We start from the raw sequence: 23326 nt of genomic DNA, 5'->3' as shown, positions 1-23326 counted from the left end.
GGTTCACTGGTCCGAGGCGTCGGACTTGTCGATTCCGTCCCAGACGTTGGCGTACCAGGGACGCTGGGCGGCCCTCAGATCGGCGCGGGACTGCCGGGCGGCGCCCGGCTCGACGATCACGTACCCGGTCTCCCCCGGCATCACATAGTGCAGCCGGCGCCGGATCTGCTGCTCGGCGTAGGCGTCGTCCTGCCAGCGTGCCTTGAGGTCGCGCAGCTGCTCCACGCGCTCACGGGCCTGCTCCTGCTGCCGCTGGAGGTCGGAGATCTGCGCGCGCTGGGAGACGTACTGGCGCATCGGATAGGCGAGCGCGACGATGATCGAGCACAGCACCAGCGCGAGAAGGGCCGCGCGGCCGGTGAGCCGGGAGCGGCGGGCCTGTCGCTTGGTCTGGGAGCGGTAGACCCGGGCCGCCGTCTGCTCGCCGAGCAGCCGCAGCCGGGTCGCGGTGGAGAACCGGTCCCGGTCCTTCACGGCCATGATCCCCGCCTCCCGTCCATCCCGTTGGTCCCGTACACACGCGCGTACGTCCCCGGACACGGTACGGGACCGGGTACGGGGACGTACGTACGACTGGCTAAGCCTTACGCCAGGTTGGCTCAGCCCTTGAAGCGGGGGAAGGCGCTACGGCCGGCGTACACCGCGGCGTCGTCGAGGATCTCCTCGATGCGCAGCAGCTGGTTGTACTTGGCGACGCGCTCGGAGCGGGCCGGGGCGCCGGTCTTGATCTGGCCGCAGTTGGTGGCGACGGCGAGGTCGGCGATGGTGACGTCCTCGGTCTCGCCGGAGCGGTGCGACATCATGCACTTGAAGCCGTTGCGCTGGGCCAGCTCGACGGCGTCCAGGGTCTCGGTCAGCGAACCGATCTGGTTGACCTTGACCAGCAGGGCGTTGGCGGTGCCCTCCTCGATGCCGCGGGCGAGGCGCTCGGGGTTGGTGACGAACAGGTCGTCGCCGACGAGCTGGACCTTGTCGCCGAGCTTGTCGGTGATGACCTTCCAGCCGGCCCAGTCGTCCTCGAACAGCGGGTCCTCGATGGAGACGAGCGGGTAGGCCTCGACGAGCTCCTCGTAGTACTCCGTCATCTCGGCGGCGGAGCGCTCCTTGCCCTCGAAGAGGTACTTGCCGTCCTTGTAGAACTCGGAGGCGGCGACGTCGAGCGCGAGGGCGATCTGCTGGCCGGGGATGTAACCGGCCTCCTTGATGGCCTCAAGGATGAGGTCGAGCGCGGCGCGGTTGGACTCCAGGTTCGGGGCGAAGCCGCCCTCGTCGCCGAGGCCGGTGGCCAGGCCCTTGCTCTTCAGGACCTTCTTCAGCGTGTGGTAGACCTCGGCACCCCAGCGCAGGGCCTCGGAGAAGGACTCCGCGCCGATCGGGGCGATCATGAACTCCTGGATGTCCACGTTGGAGTCGGCGTGCGAGCCGCCGTTCAGGATGTTCATCATCGGCACCGGCAGCAGGTGCGCGTTCGGGCCGCCCAGGTAGCGGAACAGCGGCAGGTCGCTGGCCTCGGAGGCGGCGTGGGCGACGGCGAGGGAGACGCCGAGGATGGCGTTGGCGCCGAGGGAGCCCTTGTTGTCGGTGGCGTCCAGGTCGAACATGGCCTGGTCGATCAGGCGCTGCTCGGTGGCGTCGTAGCCGACCAGCTCCGGGCCGATCTGCTCGATGACGGCGAGGACGGCCTTCTCGACACCCTTGCCCTGGTAGCGGTTCGGGTCACCGTCGCGCAGCTCGATGGCCTCGAAGGCACCGGTCGAGGCGCCGGACGGGACGGCGGCACGACCCGTGCTGCCGTCGTCGAGGCCGACCTCGACCTCGACCGTGGGGTTGCCTCGGGAGTCCAGGATTTCCCGGGCTACGACGACGTCGATGGACGGCACGAGCATCTCCTTCTTGGATGTGACGCTGGAAGTGCGGGGCTGTCTGCCTTACGGCTGTGCCTTGCGACTAGAGCCTAACCGTCCCGGGGCTGTCGGCCACCGACCGACCGCCCCGTGGACGGGGAGGGACATGCAGACGGTACTCATTGTTCATGAGCGGAACAAAGGGGGGTGGGGGTGAAGAACGGGGAAACGGGAGGGGAAACAGGAGCGGACATGAAAACCCCGCCCCGGCGCGTACGGGGGAACACGCGCCGGGGCGGGGAGCCCGTGGGGACGGGGGTGGCCCTCACGGGGGCTTCAGTGTGGGGGGAGGGGTTGTGAGAGCACTGTGCGTCCGGCCGGAGCCGGATGTCACTTCAGGTGCAGCTGCTGACCCGGGTAGATGAGGTCCGCGTCCTGGACGATGTCCTTGTTCAGCTTGAACAGCTTCTGCCAGCCGCCGGCGACGTGGTGCTTCTCGGCGATGGCGCTGAGGGTGTCACCCTTGACGACCTTGTACTCGCCGTCGCCCTTCTTGACCGTCTTGCCGGTCGGGGTGGTGACGGTCTTGCTCGCCGAGGGCGCGGTGCGCGTGGTGGAGCGGGTGGCGGCCTGCTGGTCGGTGGAGCGGGTGGCGGTGCCGCTGCTCGTGCTCGGCGCGGTCGTCTTCGACGAGGTGGTGGGGGCGGAGCCGTTGTACGCGGCGGAGGACAGGCCCGTGCCGCAGACCGGCCAGGCGCCCTTGCCCTGGCCCGCGAGGACCTTCTCGGCGACGGCTATCTGCTGCGCCTTGGTGGCGAGGTCGGCGCGCGCGGCGTAGGCGGTGCCGCCGTACGCGGCCCAGGTGGAGTTGGTGAACTGCAGGCCGCCGTAGAAGCCGTTGCCGGTGTTGATGGACCAGTTGCCGCCCGACTCGCACTGGGCGACCGCGTCCCACTCGGAGGCGGTGGCGGCGGAGGCGTTGCCGGCCGCCATCAGCGGGGCGGCGACAGCGGCACCGGTGACACCGGCGAGCGCGACGACACGGACGGCCTTGGACGGGCGACGGTGCTTGCCCTTGCCGGAAAACAGCATGGATCGATCCCCTCACCGACGCCTGCGAGGTGAGCTGTCGGGTTCGGGCCGGTTGAGTTGCCCGGTCGCACGCCCGCTGTCGCGGGCCTGCGGCTTCACCCCAAGCCGGTGCCGGCAGCCTCAACTGCCGGTTCCGGCGCCTACCTTGGGTCCCCCGCTCCTGCCTACGGCGCATGACGCGACGACTGTTCCCGGACGACCGCTGGCAGGATTCGGCGTTGCGGCTGCCGGGGCTCGTGGTGACGAGCGGTCCTGACCGTAGACACGGGATCGACGGAATTTCAAAGACGATCAGGGCTTCTGAGACTCATCCCACACTTTCGCCAAACCGGACATTTAGCTATCAATCAGGGCGTCAAATCCCCCTGCTACGCGTCCGTTTCGTGACGCACTTCCAGGGTCTGACCGGCGGTGATGTGGTTCGGGTCGGCGCCGACGACGCTCTTGTTGTCGTCGTAGAGCGCATGCCATCCGCCGTGGACGCCAAGGGAGTCGGCGATGGAGGCGAGGGTGTCACCCTCGTGGACGGTGTAGGTGTCCGGCTGGGGGTTCGCGTGACGGCCGGAGGGCTGGCCATTCTGACCGTTTGTGAGGCTTTCGTCCGCACTGTCGCCACGGTGACGTCCGCCACTGCTGAGGGCTCCGGTGTCGACGAGACTCCAAGAACCGACACTCTGCTGGGAATTGTCCGACTCGTCGGTCCCGGGGGTGGTCGCGGGCGAGCTGTCACTCCCCGGCGAGTTCCCGCCAGCAGGGGAGCCGCTGGAACCGGCGGAACCGGTCGAACCCGAGGAACCGGATGTACCCGCCTTGTCGGTCTTGTCCGACTTGGGGCTGCCACTCTCGGTGGAGCCACCGCCCGCACCCTGCGCCTTGCCGGCCCCGCCGCCCTGCACCGGGGCCGTCGAGGTGCTGGAACCCGGCGAAGAGTCCGTACCGGAGCCGGACTTCGAACCGGACTGGGACCCCGAGCCGGAGCCGGAACCGGCACCAGAAGAGGATGAATCCGACAGACCGGACGAGTCGGAGCTGTCGGCCGATCCGGAGCCGCCGCCCGACCCCGCGCTGCTGCCGGAGCCCCCGACGCCCGTGTCGACGTCGACCGAACCCGAGTTGGAGGTCAGCCCGGCGGTCAGCGCGCACATGGTCCACGGCTTGGTGCCCTGGTCGGCGAGGATCTTCTCGGCGACGGCGATCTGCTGGGAGCGGCTGGCCTGGTCGGCGCTCGTGGCGTACTGCGTGCCGCCGTACTTGTCCCAGTCGTCCTGCGATATCTGCAGGCCGCCGTAGTACCCGTTGCCGGTGTCCGCGCTCCAGGAACCTCCACTCTCGCACTCGGCGACCTTGTCCCACGTGGTGCCGTCGGCGGCGCTGGCGCTCGCGGCGCCGAGCAGCGGGATGGCGATGGCGGAGCCGGTCACTCCGGCTGCGACGAGGAGGGCCGGAGCCTGACGGGGGCGACGGTGACGACCGTTCCCGGTGAGCATGCGGAAACCTTTCGTGCGACAGCAGGGCCGGCGCGGCGGGTGATGCCTGTCGCCACGCTGATGGGTGAACGTATCGGCAGACGATCACTAGTCACAAGTTAATGCCGCGCAGATCACGTGAAGATCACAGAGTTGAAGGTTCGTCATCTCTTCCTCACGCGTCCTCACGCCACGCCCGACGCTCCGGTTCCGTCCGCTTTGTCACCCGTCTTCGTCACCCGTCGGGAACGGCGGCGCCTCACGCCCGGCGCGCGAGGCGGCCGCGACCATGGACTCGACATGGCCCCGGGGGGCTTCCCACCCAGGAGGAGACGATGGTGCTGCACACCCGGCTGCCCGGTGAGTCCGCGGACTACCTCGCCGCCCGCGAGGAACTCCGCCACGCCGAGATCGAGCTCATGCGTCACCGCGAGAAGGTCGCGGCCCTGCGCAGGGCGCTTCCGCAGGGCGCCGGCGTCGACGACTACGTCTTTCTCGAAGGCCCCGCCGACCTCCATGCCGGCGACACCCCCGTCCGCGAGGTCAGGCTGAGCGAACTGTTCACCGGCCCCGGCCGGCCGTTGATCGTCTACCACCTCATGTACGGCAAACGGCAGACCGACCCGTGCCCGATGTGCACCCTGTGGATCGACGGCTTCAACGGCGTCGCCCACCACGTCGCCCGGAACGCCGACCTCGTCGTCGTCGCTGCCGCCGACCCGCCCGTCCTGCGGCAGCACGCCCGCAGCCGCGACTGGTCCCGGCTGCGTCTGCTGAGCGCCGGGGACAGCACCTTCAAGTACGACCTGGGCAGCGAGGACGAGGACGGGGTGCAGGACTCCACCGTCTCCGTCTTCACCCGGGACCCGGACGGCACGGTCCGCCACTTCTACTCCGCCCACCCCCGTATGGCCGAGGACATCGACCAGCGCGGCCTCGACCTCCTCAACCCCGTCTGGCACCTCCTCGACCTGACGCCGGGCGGCCGTGGCGACTGGTTCGCGGGACTGGACTACTGACGGCCGCCGGCTCCCGCGCAGCCCGCGCTACCGGCCGGCCGGCGTGAACTCCACGGGCAGTGTGCGCAGGCCCCGCATGATGAGCCCGCCGCGCCGGCGCAGGTCGGCCGGATCGGCGGCGAGGCGCAGATCGGGCAGCCGGGTGAGCAGCGTGGCGAGCGCGCTCTGCCCCTCCAGGCGGGCGAGCGGCGCGCCGAGGCAGTAGTGGATGCCGTGGCCGTAGCCGAGGTGCTGGTTGTCCCGGCGGGAGAGGTCCAGCGCATCCGGGTCGGCGAACCGCTCCGGGTCCCGGTCGGCCGCGGCGAGCACCACGAGCACCGGGTCGCCGGGCGCGATGTCCTGCCCCCCGACGGTGAGCGGCTCGGTGGCGAACCGCCAGGTGGCCAGCTCCACCGGGCCGTCGTAGCGCAGGAGTTCCTCGACCCCGGTCTCCAGCAGGTCCCGCTCCCCGCGTGCCAGGGAGTCCTGCAGCCGCCGGCGCTGCTCGGGGTGGGTGAGCAGCGCGTAGGTGCCGTTGCCGATCAGGTTCACGGTCGTCTCGAAACCGGCGAACAGCAGGATGAACGCCATCGCGGCGGCCTCGTTCTCCGTGAGGTGCTCACCGTGGTCGGAGGCACGGATGAGACCGGAGATCAGGTCCTCGCCGGGCGCGGGCTCGGCGGGCAGCGCCTCGCGCTTCTTGTGGATCAGCTCGGCGAGGTAGCCGCGCATCTTCTTGACGGACCGCGCGACACCTCCCCTGGGCCCTCCGCCGTGCCGGATCATCATCCCCGCCCAGTCCCGGAAGTCGTCCTGGTCCTCGCGCGGGACGCCGAGCATGTCGCAGATGGCGTAGATGGGCAGCGGGAAGGCGAACTCGTGGATGAGGTCGGCCGAGCCCCTTTCCGCGAACTGGTCGATGAGCCGGTCGGTCAGCTCCTGCACCTGGGGCGCGAACTCGGCCACGCGCCGGGGCGTGAACGCCTTGCTGACCAGCCGACGCAGCCGGGTGTGGTCCGGCGGGTCGATGTTCAGCAGATGCGTCATCAACTCGGCCTTGCGCTCGCCGGGGATACCGGTCTTCCCCTTGGCGTGCGCAGGCTCGTCGTGATGCGCCGGGTTCTTGCTCAGCCGCTGGTCGGCGAGGGCCTGCTTGGCATCGCCGTACCGGGTGACCAGCCAGGCCTCGACCCCACTGGGCAACCGCGTCCGGTGCACCGGCGCGTGCTCCCGCAGCCAGGCGTAGGCCGGGTACGGATCGGCCGCGAACTCCCAGGTGAACAGCTCGGGGGCGGAGGCAGCGCCTTCGGCGTGGGCTGCGGCTGAGCCCTCGGCCGCAGCCCCCTCGGCCGCAGCCCCCTCGGCCGCGGGGCCCTCGGCGGAGGCGGCGGCCGGGTCGGCGGTGGAGGCTGCATCGGCGGTGGAGCCCTCGACTGAGCCGTCGGCGGAAGCTGCCGCCGAGGGGGCGTTGCGGCCCTCGGCGGAGTCGGCGGCTGAGCCCTCGGCGGACGCTGCTGCAGGGTCGGCGGCCGAGGCCAGGGAGGCGGGGGCGGTCGAGGGATCGTGCTGGTCGGTCACCCCTCGACGGTATCCGGATCCGGGTGGGCCTCCGCGTCCTGGTGGTCCACGTCGGCCGCGCGTATCGCCTCGGGTGCCACTCCCTCCGCCTGCCGTATCGCGTCCCGGTACGCCCGCGCCGCCGCCCGCAGGGCCGCCTCCGGGTCCACGCCCTCCGCGTCGGCGCGGGCGGCCAGCGCGAGGAGTTCGTAGCCGATGCCCTGTCCCTGGGGCAGCGGGACCTCCAGGCCGGCCGTGCGGGCGCGGGAGGTGAGTTTGGCGGCGAGGGCCAGGCCGGGCTGGCCGAGCGGGACGCCCTCCGTGACCGAGGTGCGGCGCTTCTCCTCGGCCTTGGTGCGCAGCCAGTGCTCCTTGACGTCCTCCGGGGTCTCGGCCTTCTCGTCGCCGAAGACGTGCGGATGGCGGTGGATGAGCTTGGCGACGATGCCGCCCGCCACGTCGTCGACCGAGAACGGTGTGTCCGGGTGCTCCTCGGCGATCCGGGAGTGGAAGACGACCTGGAGGAGGACGTCGCCCAGCTCCTCGCGCAGCTCCTCCCGGTCACCGGCCTCGATCGCCTCGACCAGCTCGTAGGCCTCCTCGATGCCGTACTTGGCGAGGCCCTCGTGCGTCTGCCGGGAGGACCAGGGGCACTCGGCCCGGATCCGGTCCATGACCTGCACCAGGTCCAGCAGGCGGGCGCCGGGCAGGTCGTAGGAGGCGGGCAGCAGCTCCAGCTCCGGCATGGTGATCCGGCCGGAGCCGGCCAGCCGGGCCAGGCCGTCGGTGAGCGCGGGCTCGCCCTCGGCCGTGGCCACGACCACCACCGTCCGCCCGTCGGCGCAGGCGTCCACCAGCTCCTGTGCGGTGGGGGCCGCCTCGGCCACCGTTATGCCGGCCTCGCGCAGATACGGCAGCTGCGGATGCGCGCCGTCCGCGCACAGCACGGCGTCGGCGGCGTGCAGGGCCTGCCAGGCGGGCCAGGACAGCAGGCCGGGGGCGACGCGGTGGCTGGTGGTGAGCAGGACGATACGGCCGGGGTCGGCCGCGGGGGCGAGGTCGGAGCTGGATGCGTTCACGATCCGAACGTAACCCACGGCGGGAGAGAGCGGATTTGGTTATCCACAGGCCAGGGAGATTCTGTGATCGTATGACCGAGGCCTGCGCCCGAGGCGGTCTGCCGTACCGTTCCGGCACCCGCCCCGGCGCCGCGTTCCGGCACCCGCCCCGGCGCCGCATTCCGGCCCTCGCTACGCGATCGCCTGCTACGCGATCGCCGGCGCTCCGCCCGCCGCGCTGGTCGTGACCTCCCGCACCCACGGTGTCTTCGCGTCCACCCGGCTGCTCTTCTGCACGTCCCAGGTGCCGTAGCGCGGGTTGAGGTCGATGTGGAGTTCCTGGGAGGCCGTGGACAGCGCCTTCCAGAACGCGGGCTGGCTGGTGTCGGTGCCGAGCTTCGCCGCCAGCTTCTGCGCCTCCAGCTGGAGCCGGAGGTTGTCGTCGAGGCGGGCCGGGGCGATGCCGTACTTCTGGAGCCAGGCCGTCTCCAGGGCCTTGGCGCCCCCCGCCTGCTGTTCCAGGCCGGCCCGCATCTGCTCGACCTCGTTGCGGGTCACCGAGATGCTCTCGTCCTGCGCCGCCCGCTGCAGCACCTGGTCGAGGACCATGTTGTGCAGGGTGTCGCGGGTGAGGCTGCTGGTGGAGGCGAGGACCTGCTGGTACTGGGCCTCGTCCGGCACCGCGGCCCGCTGTGCCCTGCGAACCTCGTTGACCCGGCTCTCCAGCTGGCCGACGGTGATCCGCTGCCCGCCGACGACGGCCGCGGCGCCCGGATGTGCATCGTTTCCGCAGGCGGTCAGGAGGGGTGCCGCGGCGGCGATCGCGGCGGTGAGGACGAGCGCGGTGCGACGGCGGCGGTGCAAGGAAACCTCCAAGGGGAGATTGTGCGACGGTGCACAAAGTTCTTGCGGTGATCGATGGTAGGCAGTAGGAGAGCCGGGGCCAACCCATTCGACCAACGATTCACGCGCGCTTCGGGCACCGTCACGCCCGCCGCTCCCGCCACTGCGGACTCAGCCGGTGATGGCCACCGGCGCGTCCCAGGCGTCCCGGTCGACGGTGAGCGTGACGCCGCCGAACGTCTCCTTGCTGTTGACCAGGTACTGATGGCCGCGGCTGTGGTTGGTGAACTGGGTCGCGCCCCACGGCCAGTCCGTGGTCGTGGTGTTCTGCTTGTCCCACAGCGCGTACCAGAGGTTGCCCGGCAGATCCGTCTTGTCCGTGGCGGTCGCGATGGCCTTGGCGCTGGAGCTGCTGAAGCCGTAGTAGCCGGTGCGGTACGTCTTCGCCCGCAGCCCCTTGTCGAAGGCGCGCACATACGTCAGCACGGCGTCGTTGCACGCCTTGTTCGTGATGTCGTACGGCTCCATGTCGAGGTAGACCGGGCTGCCCGCCTTCATGCCGAGCGCGGAGGCCTTGGCGACGGCGTCGGCGGCGTCCTGGGTGCCGAGGGAGGCGGCCGTGGACGCGGTCAGCTTCTCCGGGTTGGAGCCGGACTGGCAGGGCGGCTGTGCGCCGACGTAGATCGGGATGAGCTTCCAGCCGATCGAGCTGACCGACTTCACCCAGGAGGCGGTGAGGTTGGGCTGGGCGCAGCCGCGGTTCTTACCGCCCACGTAGACGGCGGCGGCTCCGTAGAAGCCGGTGTGCCAGGCCTTCATCGCGGACAGCGAGGGCGCGGTGCAGGTGTCGAACGCGCGCCCCGTGAACGTCTTCTGCGCCGGCCACGTGGTGGCGGCCATGGAGGTCTGCGCGGCGATTCCGGCTCCGGTGACCACGGCGGCACCCGCCACCGCCCAGGTGATGTATCTGCGCTTCTTCGACTGCCGATGCCCGGCCATGAGCCCACCCCTTGCGTATGTCGCCTCTGCCTCACCTGGCAGAGCGAAGCGCAAGGTATCAACTGCTCCCGTCAGCCGCGCACCTGGCCCAGCCACTGGAGCGTGCGCCGGATCTCCAGGGCCATCGGATGGCCGGGGCCGTGCAGCCGCTCGACGTCCATCAGCAGCCGCGCGAGCGTGTCGTGGGCGGCCGGCCGGTCGCCGAGGGCGAGCAGGAGATGGCCGATGCGCCGGCGGACCTCGTGGGCGAGCTGCGGGTCGCCGGAGACGTACTGGTTCTCGTAGTACGGCAGCAGCGCGCGGTACTCGGCGAGCGCCGCCGCCGGATCGCCCAACTGCTCCAGGCACTGCGCGGCCTCGTAGCGGTAGCGCAGGGACTGCGGGTCGGCCTGGCCGGCCTCGGCGGCGCGTTCGGCGGCGAGCCGGCGCAGTTCGGGCAGCGCGCGCCGGTACTGGCCGTCGTCCATGAGCGTGGCCGCGTACTGCTTGCGCAGGGTGCGTACGACCGGGGAGTGCTCGCCGTGCTGTTCGGCGGCGGCGGGCAGGATCGCGCCCAGGATGTCCACGGCCTGGGTGATGCGCCCCTCCCCCAGCAGCCGCTTGACCTCGTCCACGGCCGCGGCGACGTCGGGCTTCCCGGCCGCAGGCGGCGCGGGTGCGACGGGGGCGGGCCGGGGCGCGGGGGTCCGCGCGCGGTCCGGCCAAGGGGCGTGCGGGCGCAGGAAGGGGCGTGTGGGGTCCAGGGGCGCCCCGGTGGGCGTCCCGCGCGCGGGCAGGAGCTGCGCCAGGTCCTCGTACACCTCCTGCGCGGAGGCCGGCCGGTGCTGCGGGTCCTTGGCGAGCAGCCGCAGGACGAGCGTCTCCAGCGCCTCGGGGACCTCGGGGCGGATACGGCGCACGGGCTGCGGGGGCTCGTACAGGTGCCGGTGCAGCACGCCGAGCGCCGTGGAGCCGGCGAACGGGACGTCGCCGCTGAGCAGTTCGTGCAGCAGCACACCGAGCGCGTACAGGTCGGTGTACGGGCCGACCGCGCCGCCCATCGCCTGCTCCGGCGCCATGTAGGCGGGCGAGCCGATGGGGGAGCCGGTGTGGGTCAGGCGGGTGGTGTCGGTGTCCATGACCGAGGCCACGCCCAGGTCGAGCACGGTGACCGTGCCGTCCTGCTTCACCATCACGTTGCGCGGCTTGAGGTCGCGGTGGACGATCGGCACGGCGTGCACGGCGCTCAGCACGGCGCACAGTTGCGCGGCCACCGCGACCGCCCACTGCCACGGGTACGGGTCGTGCTCGGCGAGATGGTCGGACAGGTCGGCGCCGTCGACGTACTGCATGACGAGGAACAGCTCCTCGCCCTCGCTGCCCGCGTCGTGCACGGTGACCAGACCGGGGTGATCGACCTGTGCGGTCACCCGGCACTCGCGCAGGAACCGGCGGCGCAGCTCGTCCGCTTCGTGGCCCGCCACCTTGTCGGGGCGCAGCAGCTTCACCGCCACGCGCCGGTCCAGCCGCCGGTCGTACGCCGTCCACACCTGGCCCATGCCGCCCTGCCCGATGAGCGTGGACAGTTCGTACCGGCCGGCGACGACACGTCCTGTCGCCACGCTCACCTTCCGCCCTCGTGGCTGCCGTGCCCGCCGTCGTGCCGGCCGTCGTGCTGGCGCAGGTAGTCGCTCAGCTCGTCCAGTTCGGCACGCACCTGTTCGATGTGGGAGGGCGCCGGGCGCTGGGGGGGTGCGGGGACGTGCGGCTGGGGCGCGGGGGTGTGCGGCATCGGGGGCAGGGCGTAGGGGAGTTGCGGCGTGCTCGGCCTGCTCGGAGCGGTGGTCACGGTGAACGGCGACGCGGGCCGCGGGTATCCGTAGCCCGGCACCGACGGCACCTGCCCGGCGTAGGCCTGACGGAGTCGGTGGAAGTGGCGTATGTCCGCGTAGAGGTAGTAGCCGGTGCAGGCGACGGCGTTCAGCAGCAGCATGCTCATGCCCAGGTTGCCGTTCGGCGAGCTGAAGTCGTCGGTGTGGTCGGTGCTGAAGAGTGCGAAGCAGATGCCGAGGACCACCACGGATCCACCGAAGAACCACCACTCGGCGGGCCTGCGGGACACGATCGCCGCGCGCAGCGGCGCCACCCACGCCAGGAATCCGATGCTGAGAAGCGCCACTGCCACGAAGATCACGCGCCACAGGACCAGCACCCAGGTCGAGGGTGGCTGCGGCGGAGGCGGCGCGTAGCCGTGGCCTTGCATGGCTGCTCCTGGAGGCCTGATGCGTGCGGACGTGTGTGCTGAGTCCGAGCGTATAGGCCGCCACGGACAGCCGGTTCCGGGTGTACCGAACCGTTGCCGTGCGCCGGGCCCTCAGTCCGGTGCCACCGTCCCGTCCGTCAGCCCGTCGTACATCCCGCGCACGAGGTGCTCCCCGAGCCGGCTCGCATGGCGCAGCGCCCGCTCGAACTCGTCGAGTGCGCGGAAGCGGGCGCCGTAGCGCCGTTGTTCGTCCAACGGGAGCCGGGGCAGTTGCAGACGGCGCACGTCCAGCCGGGTCGCGGTGGAGGCGTAGCTGCTGGCCTGCCGATTGTTGGCGGTACCGCGCAGGAAGCCGGCGAGGAACCATGGGTCGAGCGCCGTGCGATCGGGGCGCAGAAGCACGAGGTTGCGCCCCAGGGCGGCGCCCTCCGTCGTCTTGTCGATCACGCGCGCCACCGAGCCCCCGCCGAGCACCGGTACGACGACATCGCCCGGCTCGGTCAGCACGGCCTCCTCCTCGCTCTCCGGAAGCGCCCCGGAGGGTGCCGTTCCGGCGAGGACGTCGTGGTCGGTGAGCACGGGCACGCGCGCGTGGCCGCCGTTTCCGCCCGTGCGCATCACCAGCGCGCCCCCACGCGCGAGTTCACCGACGGTGGTGAGCGGCCAGCGCGCGCCCGACGCGGCGGCGGCCGGGGGCGGCGTGAGGTCGGCGGTCAGGCGCAGGGTCGCGCCGAGGCGCTCGCGGACCGCCGTGAGCTGCTCCGCGCCGTCGGCCACTGCGGCCGGCGGCAGATGGCGGGCGGGTGCGAGGTCGACGTCGTCGTCGAGGAGTTCGATGACCGGCACGGACCGCGCGAGCCCCGGCCGCTCCGCCAGCCGCCCGGCGCGCTCGAAGTCCCGCCAGGCGTCCAGGACGGCCTCGCGCACCGCCGCCCAGTCCGGACCGCCGCGCCCCTCGCTCGCGAACCTGCCCGTGTCCACGAGCAGCACCTCGGGCGCCGCGGGCGTCCGCTCGGGCCGGCGCAGCACCCACACGTGCAGCGGGATGTTGTACGGCGGCGCCGCTCCGACCGGCAGCGCGACCACGGCCCTGAGCGCCCCGCGGCGCAGCAGGTCGGCGCGGATCCGGCGCCCGGAGCGGCGGGACGCGGCGGCCGGCGGCATCAGCAGCACGGCCGCGCCACCGTCGGCCAGCCGGGCCAGCGCGTGCTGCACCCAGGCCAGTTCGGACTCGGTGCGGGCCGGGAAGCCGTACTCCCAGCGGGGGTCGTAGGCGAGCTCGTCGTGACCCCAGTTCCGCTCGTTGAACGGCGGGTGGCACAGCACCGCGTCGGCGCGCAGCTCCGGGTAGGCGTCGGCGCGCAGGGTGTCCCCGGCGGCACCGCGCACGCCGGCGCGGGAGTGCAGCGCGAGCCTCAGGGCGGTCAGCGCGGCCAGCTCGGGGACGCCGTCCTGGGCGTACAGCTCCTGGTCGGGGCGGGCGTCCACGGCGCGCAGCAGTGCACCGGTGCCGCAGGCCGGGTCCAGGACGGTACGGGCGGGACCGGCGAGGTCGGCCATGAGTCCGGCCAGGTCGGCCGGGGTGAGCGTGTACTGGCGGGGGTTGGCGTCCAGGTGCCGCCCCACCAGGAACTCGAAGGCCTGCCGCGCCCCCACCTCGGCGGCCAGCTCCGCGGCGCCCCGGAGGAGGGGGACGGAGGAGAGGAGCTGGGGGCCGGTGGGGGGGTGCAGGGCGGGGGTTGGGTGCGTGGGGGCGGGGGTTGGGTGCGCGGAGGCGGGGGTGGGGGTGGGGCTTGGGGTGGGGGTCGCGTGTGGGGCTTGCGGGGCCGGCGCGCTGTGAACCGTCGGCGGGGTGTTCACAGGCTGCCCCGCTCGTGAAGGGTTCACAGCGGGCTGGGTGAGTGCGGGGTTCACACCATCGGGTACGGCCGCCGCGTGCGCACCGGGGCCTGTGGTTGCCACGTTCGCACCGCGGCCTGTGGTTGCCGCGTCCGCAGCGGGCGCCGCGGAAGGCGCGTTCACGCCGGAGGCGGCCGGCGCAGTGTCCGCATCCCGCGCCTCCCACGAGGTGTTCACACCCGGCGCGTCACCCGAGGTGTTCACGCCCGAACCGGCGCCCACCGAGTTCACAGCCGTCGCGGCGCTCGCGCCCGTGCCCCCGCGCCCGCCCTCGTGCGCTCCCCACTCCGGCGCCCCACCGAAGCGCGAGGTCAGCACCTGCTCCAGTGCGCCGGTCAGCACTGCGGCCAGGCGGGCGTCGGAGCCCGCGCTCGCGTCGAGCCAGACCGTGGGGCGCTCGTGGATCAGCAACAGGGCGCAGCCGGTGTGCACCAGGGCGGTCAGCGGACCCTCGGGGTGGCCGACGAGTTGTTGCCAGACGCGTTCCCGCAGGGGCACCTCGGCGAGTTTGCCCTGCTTGCGCAGCCAGGCCTCGACCTCGGCGAGCGCGAAGGACGGGCTGGTCTCGGTGCCGCCGACCGGCTTGGGGAAATCGGCGTGCCGACGGCGCCAGTTGCTGACGGCGGCGCGGCCCACTCCGGCGAGCCGGGCGATACCGGCCGCGGTCACCTCTGTCGCGTTCTCCTGCACGGCCCCGCTCCCCTCGTCCCGTGTGTGCGCCGAGCATACCGGCGTACACGGAAGCGATGCATTCACGGCCGTGTACGCGACCAGCATTGTGAACCATGTTGACTCGGTTCACAGGCTCTGCTCTTATTGACCCAGCGAACGAGCGGCCGCCGGAGGGGGAGGCCGCCACGTTGGGGAGGGAATTCGCCATGGGCATGAGGGCCAAGATCGCGCTGGGTGCCGTCGTGGGCGTCGTCGTCATCGGTGCCGTGTCCGCGAACGCCGGAAGCAACGGCAAGAGCAGCGACGGTTCCGGCGCGAGCGGCAAGGACTCGTCCGCCTCCGCCGAGCACCAGCCCGGCGGCAAGAAGGGCGAGAAGGGCTCGGGGGACGGCACGGCGGCCCCGAAGAAGGCCGCGATCGCCGGCGACGGCGACTTCCAGGTCGGCTCCGACGTGAAGCCGGGCACGTACCGCACCACCGGCAACACCGACGACATGTGCTACTGGGAGCGCGCCAAGGACGCCACCGGCAACACGGACTCGCTGCTGGCCAACGACAACGTCTCCGGCACGAGTTACGTGACGATCAAGGCCACCGACAAGATCTTCAAGTCCACTGGCTGCGCGGACTGGGAGGCCGTCGACCCGAAGGCGAAGGGCACGCCCGCCTCCTCGATGAAGGGCAACGGGGGGATGTTCAAGGTCGGCACGGACATCGCGCCCGGCACCTACCGGTCGACCGGCAACAAGGACGACTCCTGCTACTGGGAGCGCACCAAGGACGCCGAGCACGGCACGGACTCGGTCATCGCCAACGACAACGTCACCGGCACCGCCGTCGTGACCATCGCCCCCGGCGACGCCTACTTCAAGACCACCGGCTGCGGCGACTGGAAGAAGGCCTCCTGACCGGGACCCGCCGGTAACACCGCACGCCGTTCACACGCTCCATTCTCTGTTCTCCCTGTTCCACCCATCCTCTGAAGGATCGTCATGCGCCACTCGTCCCGTGTAGCCACGCTGCTTGCCGTCGCGGCACTCCCGCTGGCCCTCACCGCCTGCTCCTCCGGTTCCTCCGACGCGTCCGCCGGCACCACGGCGAGCGCCGCGCCGGCCAAGGCGAAGGACGTGAACGCCGGTCTCGTCACCGGTACGCGGCTGAAGAAGGCGCTGGCGCCCGCGTCGGCCTTCCCGGCCGGGCTCACCCCCGAGGCGGACGGCACCGCGGACAGCGGCGGCCAGCTCCTCCCGCAGTCCGGCAAGAGCGCCGGCACGCCGGACTGCACCCGGCTGGAGGGCACGTCCTGGATCCAGGTGACCGGCCTCAAGGGCGGCGTGTCGTTCGCGCAGAACGACTACGCGAACAAGGACAAGACCGAGGAAGTGGCCCAGGAGATCGACGAGTTCCAGGGCACGTCGGCGGCCGCGGTGATGAAGGATCTGCGGTCCGTCGCCGCCGAGTGCGCCGTGTTCACGGACACCGATGCCCACGCCAAGGTGAAGCTCGCGGGCCGGTCCGTGTCCGGACTCGGCGACGAGGCCTACACGATGACCCTGACCAGCGGCGCCTGGCAGAACGGCACCACGCTCATCGCGGTCCGTTCCGGCACCTCGGTGGTCACCGTGCTGTCCACGGCGGGCAGCGACAACGGCGCCGCGTCCGCACGGACGGTGACGACGCGGATCCTGGGCTCCCTGAAGGACCTCAAGACGGCCTGATCCAAGGGGCGCGTCCCCGTCCGTGTACCAACCGCGCGTGAGCCGCGGCCTCCGGGTCGCGGCTCACGCGTGCGCGCCTCAGAGCGCGTGCCGCATCCACACGTTCGGCTCGACGTACACGCCGTACCCGCGCTCCGCCTCGCAGCGCACCGGTACCAGGGCGCCGGGCACCTCGACGTCCCCCGTGGTGTCGAACGGCAGCCCCGTCCAGCGGCGCCAGTCCGCCAGCGGGGCGCCCACCGTCATGGAGGCGGGGGCGATCGAGTCGATGCGCGCGCCCGCGCGCGCGTGGACGCGCAGCCACGGGTCCTCCGGCAGCCCGTCGGGCCGCACACGGTGGGCGTACTCGGTGATCGGAGTGCGCGGTTCGCGGTGCTTTGCGCTGGGGCGGACGGGGGCGACGACCTCGCGGAAGCCGTGGGCGCGCGCGTTGTCCCGCATCGCCGCGAGCATGACGGCGGACAGGCCGCGACCCTGGGCGTGCGGGGCGATGGTGACGGAGATGGCGCTGACCGTGTCCGGGCGGGTGCCGCGGCGCAGGTCGGCGAAGGCCCAGAGCAGGACCTCGTCCCAGCCGCGCGCAGGCAGCGCGCCCCGGCCGTCGGCGTCGAGAGCGAAGGGCACGCTGAAGGCGTGGGCGACGATCTCGCCGTGCTGGTCCTCGGCGAACAGCACGTACTCGGGCAGTTCGGCGGGGATACGGCCGTAGCACGCGCCGCCCACGGGGTCGTTGGTCACGAACTCGGGCCATGTGTCGGCCATCTCGAACACCGCGCGCAGCCGGTCGGGCCGCTCGGCGATGCTGCTCACCTGGACGTTCATGACACCCACGGTAGGTGCCGGCCGCCCGGGGCGCGTACCGGTTTGTTCGCGCCGGCTCGCTCTTGTTCGCGCCGATTCACCGCGCCTTGAAGCGCTGCGGTGCCTCGGTCGGGTTGCCGCCGGCGGGGAGCTTCTGGTTCGGGCAGCCGGCGAGGACCTTCTTCATCGCGGCCTTCTCGGCTGCGGTGACCCACAGGCCGTACTTCTTCTTCACGGCGACCTGGGTGGCGACATAGGTGCAGCGGTACGCCCCGTTCGGCGGGAGCCAGGTGGCCGCGTCGCCGTCGCCCTTGCCGCGGTTGGTGCTCGCGTCGACCGCGATGAGGTTGAGGGGGTCGTTGGCCAGCGCTATGCGCTTGCCGGCGTCCCAGTACTTGGCGCCCTTCTGCCAGGCGTCGGAGAGCGGGACGACGTGGTCGATGTCGACCTGGCTGGCGCCGCGCCGGTAGGTGATCTCCTTGCCGGAGTAGGGGTCGGGTTCGAGCAGGCCGTAGGTGACCCGGCAGGTGCCGCCGGTGAACTTCACGTCCTTCAGATCGCGCTTGAGTATGTCGTCGCGGGTGTCGCAGGAGTTGGAGTCGGTGTCCGCCCAGGCCGTGCCGAACCGGGCACGGGAGTAACCGGTCTGCGGGGCCCGCCCCTTGACGGTCAGCGAGTCGACGGCGGCCATGACCGCGCCCCCGCCGCCGGACTGCTCGGGCCCGGAGGCCCCTGTGGTCTTGTCCTTGCTGCAGCCGGTCACGGCCGCCAGCAGCACCATCGCGGTGATCGCCCCGCCCCTCAGACGCGTCACGGTACGTCCCCCTCGCTCGGCCTGGTCCCCCTCGGTCACAGGCGGAATCGTTCCTTCCCTTACGTTAACCGCCCTGCGGCCGACTGCAGATGGGACCCGAAGGGGCGTTTCGGGGCAATCCGTGGCCCAGTTGGGGCATGCGGAGCCCGTCGGGGGGAGCGTGACGGCGGAACCTGTGCGCCCGGTCACTCCGCGCCCCCGGCGGCTTGACCTTGACGCCGGTGTCAGGGTCCGACGATCCCCGCATGAACATCGACAGCGCCCAGCAGCCCCGTACCGTCCTCGTCACCGGCGCCGGCACCGGCATCGGCCGGGCCACCGCGCGCGCGTTCGCCGCCGAGGGCGCCCGGGTCGTCGCCGTCGGCCGCCGCGCCGAGCCTTTGGCCGAGACCGCGGACGGGCACCCCGGCATCACCCCGCTGCCCGCCGACCTGACCGCGGAGGACGGCCCGGAGACCGTCGTACGGGCCGCACTGGAGCGGTACGGCCGGATCGACGTGCTGGTCAACAACGCGGGGGTGGTCACCACCGACTCCCTGCGCACCTACACCCCTACCTCGGTACGACCGCTGCTGGAGACCAACCTCCTGGCTCCGGTCCTGCTCACCCAGGCCGCGCTGCCGGCGCTGGAGGCCGCCCGCGGTGTGGTGGTGAACGTGACGACCTCGGTGGGCCAGCGCGCCTGGCCCGGCAACGCGCTGTACGCGGCGGGGAAGGCGGCACTGGAGACGCTAACCCGCAGCTGGGCGGTCGAACTGGCCCCGCTCGGTATCCGGGTCGTCGCCGTGGCTCCCGGCGCGATCGACACTCCGATCGCCGAGCACACCGGCCACACCCCGGAGCGGCGCGAGGCGATCCGCGCGTGGCAGCTCGCCCACACCCCGCTCGGCCGGATCGGCCGCCCCGAGGAGGTCGCCTGGGCGGTCACCCGGCTGGCCGCACCTCAGGCCTCGTTCGTCACGGGGGTCGTCCTGCCGGTGGACGGCGGGGCGGTGGTCGCCTGAGCGGCCGACGGTGGGAAGACGGGCGGTGGAGAGTGGACCATCGGCGCCCCCGGCCACCGCTGCCGCCTGTCAGGGTGTCCCGTCGCCGGCGTCCCGCAAGGCGGTCGCGAGCCGGTCGCGTATCGCTGTCTGGGCCGCTATGCGGGCGTCGAGGACCGCCAGCCGGTCCCGGGCGACCCGTATCCCCCGGGCGGAGGCGGGAGCGGCGGTGACGTCACCGTCCAGGCAGGGCAGGAACACCTGTACGTCGTCCAGGGTGAGCCCGGCCGCCAGCAGCCGGCGGATGTTGCGGACGCGGACGGCCGTACCGGCGTCGTACGCGCGATAGCCGTTGGCGGCCCGCTCGGAGGCGATCAGGCCGGCCTGTTCGTAGTGGCGCAGGGCGCGCGGCGACGCCCCGGTCGCCGCCGCCAGCTCTCCGATCCTCATGCCCCCCTCCGGCTCCTACGACCCCAGGATCGAGGCGAGGAACTCGCCGACCCAGCCCAGCAGTTCGCGGCCGACCAGCGGCTTGCCGCCGACCTTCGCGGTCTTCGGGCGCGGGACCAGGATCTGGTGCACGGCCGGCTTGATGACCGTGCCCGGGTACAGGCGCTTGACCCGCAGCTCCTGCGACTCGCGCAACTCGACCGGCGCGAAGCGGATGTTGGTGCCCTGCAGGACGATCTCGCCGACGCCGCACGCGCGCGCGAGCATCCGCAGCCCGGCCACCAGCAGCAGGTTCTCCACCGGCTCGGGCAGCTTGCCGTAGCGGTCGGTGAGTTCCTCGCGGACGGCCTTGATGTCCTCCTCGGAGTTGGCGGAGGCGATGGCGCGGTAGGCCTGCAGACGCAGGCGCTCGCCGGGGGCGTAGTCGTGCGGGACGTGCGCGTCGACGGGCAGCTCGATCTTGACTTCGAGCGGCGTCTCCTCCTCGATCTCGCCGGTCTCCAGCTGTCGCCGGTAGTCGGCGACCGCCTCGCCGACCATGCGGACGTACAGGTCGAAGCCGACGCCCGCGATGTGGCCGGACTGCTCGCCGCCGAGCAGGTTGCCGGCGCCGCGGATCTCCAGGTCCTTCATCGCCACGTACATGCCGGCGCCCATCTCGGTGTGCTGGGCGATGGTGGCGAGCCGCTCGTGCGCGGTCTCGGTGAGCGGCTTCTCCGGCGGGTACAGGAAGTACGCGTATCCGCGCTCACGCCCTCGGCCGACGCGGCCGCGCAGCTGGTGCAGCTGGGACAGCCCGAAGGTGTCACCACGCTCCACGATGAGCGTGTTGGCGTTGGAGATGTCGATGCCGGACTCGACGATCGTGGTCGAGACGAGCACGTCGAACCTCTTCTCCCAGAAGTCGACGACGACCTGCTCCAGCGCCTGCTCCGACATCTGGCCGTGCGCGGTGGCGATGCGTGCCTCGGGGACGATCTCGCGGAGTCGGGCCGCGGCTCTGTCGATGGACTCGACCCGGTTGTGGATGTAGAAGACCTGGCCCTCGCGCAGCAGTTCACGCCGGATGGCGGCGCCGATCTGCCGCTCCTCGTACGGTCCGACGAAGGTGAGTACCGGGTGGCGCTCCTCCGGGGGCGTGGTGATCGTGGACATCTCGCGGATGCCGGTGACCGCCATCTCCAGGGTGCGCGGGATGGGCGTGGCCGACATGGTCAGCACGTCGACGTTGGCGCGGAGCTTCTTCAGCTGCTCCTTGTGCTCGACGCCGAAGCGCTGCTCCTCGTCCACGATGACCAGGCCGAGGTCCTTGAACCTGGTCTCGGAGGAGAACAGCCGGTGGGTACCAATGACGACGTCCACCGCGCCGTCCTTCAGGCCCTCCAGGACGGCCTTCGCCTCGGTGTCGGTCTGGAAGCGGGACAGGGCCCTGACGTTGACCGGGAACTGGCCGTACCGCTCGGAGAACGTCCCGAAGTGCTGCTGCACCAGCAGCGTCGTCGGCACGAGGACGGCGACCTGCTTGCCGTCCTGTACGGCCTTGAAGGCGGCCCGCACCGCGATCTCGGTCTTGCCGTAGCCGACGTCGCCGCAGATCAGGCGGTCCATGGGGACCGACTTCTCCATGTCCTCCTTGACCTCGGCGATGGTGGTGAGCTGGTCCGGGGTCTCCGCGTACGGGAAGGCGTCCTCCAGCTCGCGCTGCCAGGGGGTGTCCGGGCCGAAGGTGTGTCCGGGGGCCGCCATGCGCGCGCTGTAGAGCTTGATCAGGTCGGCGGCGATCTCCTTGACGGCCTTCTTCGCGCGTGCCTTGGTCTTCGTCCAGTCCGCGCCGCCCAGGCGGTGCAGGGTGGGTGCCTCGCCGCCGACGTACTTGGTGATCTGCTCCAGCTGGTCGGTCGGGATGTACAGCCGGTCGCCGGGCTGGCCGCGCTTGGCGGGCGCGTACTCCACGACCAGGTACTCACGGGTGGCGCCCTGGACGGTGCGCTGCACCATCTCGATGTAGCGGCCGACGCCGTGCTGTTCATGGACGATGTAGTCGCCGGACTCCAGGCTGAGCGGGTCGATGGTCTTGCGGCGGCGGGCCGGCATCCGCGCGCCCTCGCGGCCCGCGGTGCGCTGGCCGGACAGGTCGGTCTCGGTGAGCACGGCGAGCTTCAGACCCGGGTCCACGAAGCCGTACTCGATCGAGCCGCAGGAGACGTGCACCACCGAGGGGGTCGGTTCGACCAGGTCGGCGTCGAGGCGGGCGGCGATGCCCTCGCCGCCGAGCACCTCCACCGTGCGGGCGGCCGGGCCATGGCCCTCGGTGACGAACACCGCGCGCCAGCCGTCGGCGAGCCAGCCCTTGGTGTCGGCGAGCGCCCGCGCGGTGTCGCCGCGGTAGCTCTCGGGCGCGTGCATGCCGAGCTTGAGGGTGTCCGCGTCGCCCGTCGTGTCAGCGGCGAACGGCGAGACGGACCACCACATCATGTCCAGCTCGCGCGCGCGGTCGCGGATGTCGGCGATGGACCACAGGGAGGCCGCGCCGACGTCGATCGGGGCCTCGCCGCCGCCGGCGGTGGCCGCCCAGGAGGCCTGGAGGAACTCCTGGGAGGTGGCCACGAGGTCGGCCGCGCGCGTGCGGACCCGCTCCGGGTCGCAGACGACGGCCATGGCGCCCTTGGGCAGGACGTCGAGCAGCAGCTCCATGTCGTCGACCAGGACCGGGGCGAGGGACTCCATGCCCTCGACCGCGATGCCCTCGGCGATCTTGTTCAGGAGTTCGCCCAGCTCAGGGTGCTCCTCGGCGAGGGCACGCGCGCGTGCGCGGACGTCGTCGGTGAGCAGCAGCTCGCGGCACGGCGGGGCCCACAGGCCGTGCTCGGCGACTTCGAGGGAGCGCTGGTCGGCGACCTTGAAGTAGCGGATCTCCTCGACGTCGTCGCCCCAGAACTCCACACGCAGCGGGTGTTCCTCGGTGGGCGGGAACACGTCGAGGATGCCGCCGCGCACGGCGAACTCGCCGCGCTTCTCGACGAGCTCCACGCGCGCGTAGGCGGCGGCCGCGAGGGCCTCCACGACGTCGTTCAGGTCAGCCGTCTGCCCGGTCTTCAGGGACACCGGTTCCAGGTCGCCGAGGCCCTTGACCTGCGGTTGGAGCACGGAGCGCACGGGGGCGACGACGACGGAGACCGGGCCGGTCTCGGGGTCGTCGGGGCTCGGGTGAGCGAGGCGGCGCAGGACGGCGAGGCGCCGGCCGACGGTGTCGCTGCGCGGGCTGAGCCGCTCGTGCGGGAGGGTCTCCCAGGAGGGGTACTCCGCCACGCCCTCGGGGGGCAGCAGGGAGCGCAGGGCCGCGGCCAGGTCCTCGGCCTCGCGGCCGGTCGCGGTCACCGCGAGCACGGGGCGGCCGGTCTCGCGGGCGAGGGCGGCGACCGCGAAGGGGCGGGCCGCCGGGGGGCCGACCAGGTCGATGTGCATGCGGTTGCCGTCCCCGGCCGCCTTGGTCGCTTCCGCGAGGGCGGGGTCCTTGACGACGGCGTCGAGCAGACCGTGCAGGCTCATGTGGGCTTTCCGTCCGAGGGGTGGGCAACGCAAGGCGCCCGGCGCGGGTGAACGGCCGGGGGTGTCCAGCGTACGACTCCGTCGGGGCTCGCATCGGAGCCTGTGGACAACTCCGCTCTCCGGTGCCCGGTGCCGCAGCGGGCCTTCCAGGGGGCTCCGCCCCCTGAACCCCCGGCCCATGTCCACCCTCCCCACGCTCGGCTGCGCTCGCAGGGGGACCCGCATCCCGAAACTGTCGGCCAAGAAGTGCAGCAGCCGAGAAACCCGGTGCCGGGAAGTCCCCCAGGACTCCCCGGCACCGGGCCTTTCCCCCGCAACCCCCGTATGCGGTGGTCGTCGGC

The 23326-nt window shown here is 72.1% G+C and carries 19 protein-coding genes and 1 riboswitch; of the genes, 4 read left to right on the top strand and 15 right to left on the bottom strand.

The window, feature by feature from the left end; translation table 11 throughout:
- Positions 1 to 3: 3 nt before the first annotated feature.
- The 4 genes from O1G22_RS24985 to O1G22_RS24970 all read right to left on the bottom strand — a co-directional run bounded on the left by O1G22_RS24985 (position 4) and on the right by O1G22_RS24970 (position 4423).
- Positions 4 to 480 (bottom strand): FtsB family cell division protein, encoded by a 477-nt coding sequence (locus O1G22_RS24985; protein ID WP_225099103.1) that lies wholly within the window; start codon positions 478 to 480, stop codon positions 4 to 6.
- 119 nt (positions 481 to 599) lie between these two features.
- Entirely contained in the window at positions 600 to 1886 is a 1287-nt protein-coding gene (gene eno, locus O1G22_RS24980) for a phosphopyruvate hydratase (protein ID WP_225099104.1), read from the bottom strand.
- Between the two features lie 348 nt (positions 1887 to 2234).
- Entirely contained in the window at positions 2235 to 2936 is a 702-nt protein-coding gene (locus O1G22_RS24975) for a transglycosylase family protein (protein WP_270083361.1), read from the bottom strand.
- A gap of 4 nt (positions 2937 to 2940) precedes the next feature.
- Positions 2941 to 3118: riboswitch (cyclic di-AMP (ydaO/yuaA leader) on the bottom strand.
- A gap of 186 nt (positions 3119 to 3304) precedes the next feature.
- Positions 3305 to 4423, bottom strand: coding sequence for a LysM peptidoglycan-binding domain-containing protein (locus tag O1G22_RS24970; RefSeq protein WP_270083360.1), 1119 nt, complete (start codon positions 4421 to 4423; stop codon positions 3305 to 3307).
- 314 nt (positions 4424 to 4737) lie between these two features.
- Here O1G22_RS24970 and O1G22_RS24965 point away from each other — a divergent pair, with 314 nt between their 5' ends.
- Entirely contained in the window at positions 4738 to 5421 is a 684-nt protein-coding gene (locus O1G22_RS24965; protein ID WP_225099107.1) for a DUF899 family protein, read from the top strand.
- A gap of 27 nt (positions 5422 to 5448) precedes the next feature.
- On the opposite strand, the gene O1G22_RS24960 is transcribed toward O1G22_RS24965, so the two are convergent.
- The 7 genes from O1G22_RS24960 to O1G22_RS24930 form a co-directional block, all read right to left on the bottom strand.
- Positions 5449 to 6684 carry a cytochrome P450 family protein gene (locus O1G22_RS24960; RefSeq protein WP_270086530.1) on the bottom strand — a complete coding sequence of 412 codons (1236 nt, stop codon included), beginning with the start codon at positions 6682 to 6684 and terminating at the stop codon, positions 5449 to 5451.
- A gap of 290 nt (positions 6685 to 6974) precedes the next feature.
- Positions 6975 to 8036: a nucleoside triphosphate pyrophosphohydrolase gene (locus tag O1G22_RS24955; protein ID WP_270083359.1), complete on the bottom strand. Its 1062-nt coding sequence runs from the start codon at positions 8034 to 8036 to the stop codon at positions 6975 to 6977.
- A 186-nt stretch (positions 8037 to 8222) separates the two neighbouring features.
- Positions 8223 to 8879: a SurA N-terminal domain-containing protein gene (locus tag O1G22_RS24950; protein ID WP_270086529.1), complete on the bottom strand. Its 657-nt coding sequence runs from the start codon at positions 8877 to 8879 to the stop codon at positions 8223 to 8225.
- Positions 8880 to 9029: 150 nt separating this feature from the next.
- Positions 9030 to 9857: a glycoside hydrolase domain-containing protein gene (locus tag O1G22_RS24945; protein WP_270083358.1), complete on the bottom strand. Its 828-nt coding sequence runs from the start codon at positions 9855 to 9857 to the stop codon at positions 9030 to 9032.
- A 71-nt stretch (positions 9858 to 9928) separates the two neighbouring features.
- The gene (locus tag O1G22_RS24940; RefSeq protein WP_270086528.1) at positions 9929 to 11422 is read right to left on the bottom strand and encodes a serine/threonine-protein kinase; all 1494 of its coding nucleotides are present in this window, start codon (positions 11420 to 11422) and stop codon (positions 9929 to 9931) included.
- A 38-nt stretch (positions 11423 to 11460) separates the two neighbouring features.
- Entirely contained in the window at positions 11461 to 12099 is a 639-nt protein-coding gene (locus O1G22_RS24935; protein WP_270083357.1) for a hypothetical protein, read from the bottom strand.
- A 111-nt stretch (positions 12100 to 12210) separates the two neighbouring features.
- Positions 12211 to 14688: an N-6 DNA methylase gene (locus O1G22_RS24930; protein WP_270083356.1), complete on the bottom strand. Its 2478-nt coding sequence runs from the start codon at positions 14686 to 14688 to the stop codon at positions 12211 to 12213.
- Between the two features lie 188 nt (positions 14689 to 14876).
- On the opposite strand from O1G22_RS24930, the gene O1G22_RS24925 reads away from it, so the two are divergent.
- Complete coding sequence (locus O1G22_RS24925; RefSeq protein WP_270083355.1) at positions 14877 to 15578, top strand: Rv1352/Rv1906c domain-containing protein; 702 nt, start codon at positions 14877 to 14879, stop codon at positions 15576 to 15578.
- Positions 15579 to 15662: 84 nt separating this feature from the next.
- On the top strand, positions 15663 to 16388 hold the full coding sequence (locus O1G22_RS24920; protein WP_270083354.1) for a hypothetical protein: 726 nt from the start codon (positions 15663 to 15665) through the stop codon (positions 16386 to 16388).
- A 78-nt stretch (positions 16389 to 16466) separates the two neighbouring features.
- Here the strand turns inward: O1G22_RS24920 and O1G22_RS24915 are convergent, their stop codons facing one another.
- Together O1G22_RS24915 and O1G22_RS24910 are read right to left on the bottom strand one after the other, a co-directional pair.
- Entirely contained in the window at positions 16467 to 17210 is a 744-nt protein-coding gene (locus O1G22_RS24915; RefSeq protein WP_270083353.1) for a GNAT family N-acetyltransferase, read from the bottom strand.
- 76 nt (positions 17211 to 17286) lie between these two features.
- Positions 17287 to 18003 carry an HNH endonuclease family protein gene (locus tag O1G22_RS24910; protein ID WP_270083352.1) on the bottom strand — a complete coding sequence of 239 codons (717 nt, stop codon included), beginning with the start codon at positions 18001 to 18003 and terminating at the stop codon, positions 17287 to 17289.
- 245 nt (positions 18004 to 18248) lie between these two features.
- On the opposite strand from O1G22_RS24910, the gene O1G22_RS24905 reads away from it, so the two are divergent.
- Positions 18249 to 19007, top strand: coding sequence for an SDR family NAD(P)-dependent oxidoreductase (locus tag O1G22_RS24905; protein WP_270083351.1), 759 nt, complete (start codon positions 18249 to 18251; stop codon positions 19005 to 19007).
- 69 nt (positions 19008 to 19076) lie between these two features.
- On the opposite strand, the gene O1G22_RS24900 is transcribed toward O1G22_RS24905, so the two are convergent.
- Complete coding sequence (locus O1G22_RS24900; RefSeq protein ID WP_270083350.1) at positions 19077 to 19436, bottom strand: MerR family transcriptional regulator; 360 nt, start codon at positions 19434 to 19436, stop codon at positions 19077 to 19079.
- Positions 19437 to 19451: 15 nt separating this feature from the next.
- On the bottom strand, positions 19452 to 22985 hold the full coding sequence (mfd, locus tag O1G22_RS24895) for a transcription-repair coupling factor (RefSeq protein ID WP_270083349.1): 3534 nt from the start codon (positions 22983 to 22985) through the stop codon (positions 19452 to 19454).
- Between the last annotated feature and the right edge of the window lie 341 nt (positions 22986 to 23326).

The sequence above is a fragment of the Streptomyces camelliae genome (assembly GCF_027625935.1).
Taxonomy (GTDB): Bacteria; Actinomycetota; Actinomycetes; order Streptomycetales; family Streptomycetaceae; genus Streptomyces; species Streptomyces camelliae.
The sequence above is the reverse complement of the archived record's forward strand: the minus strand, read 5'-3'. Positions and strand labels throughout refer to the sequence as shown.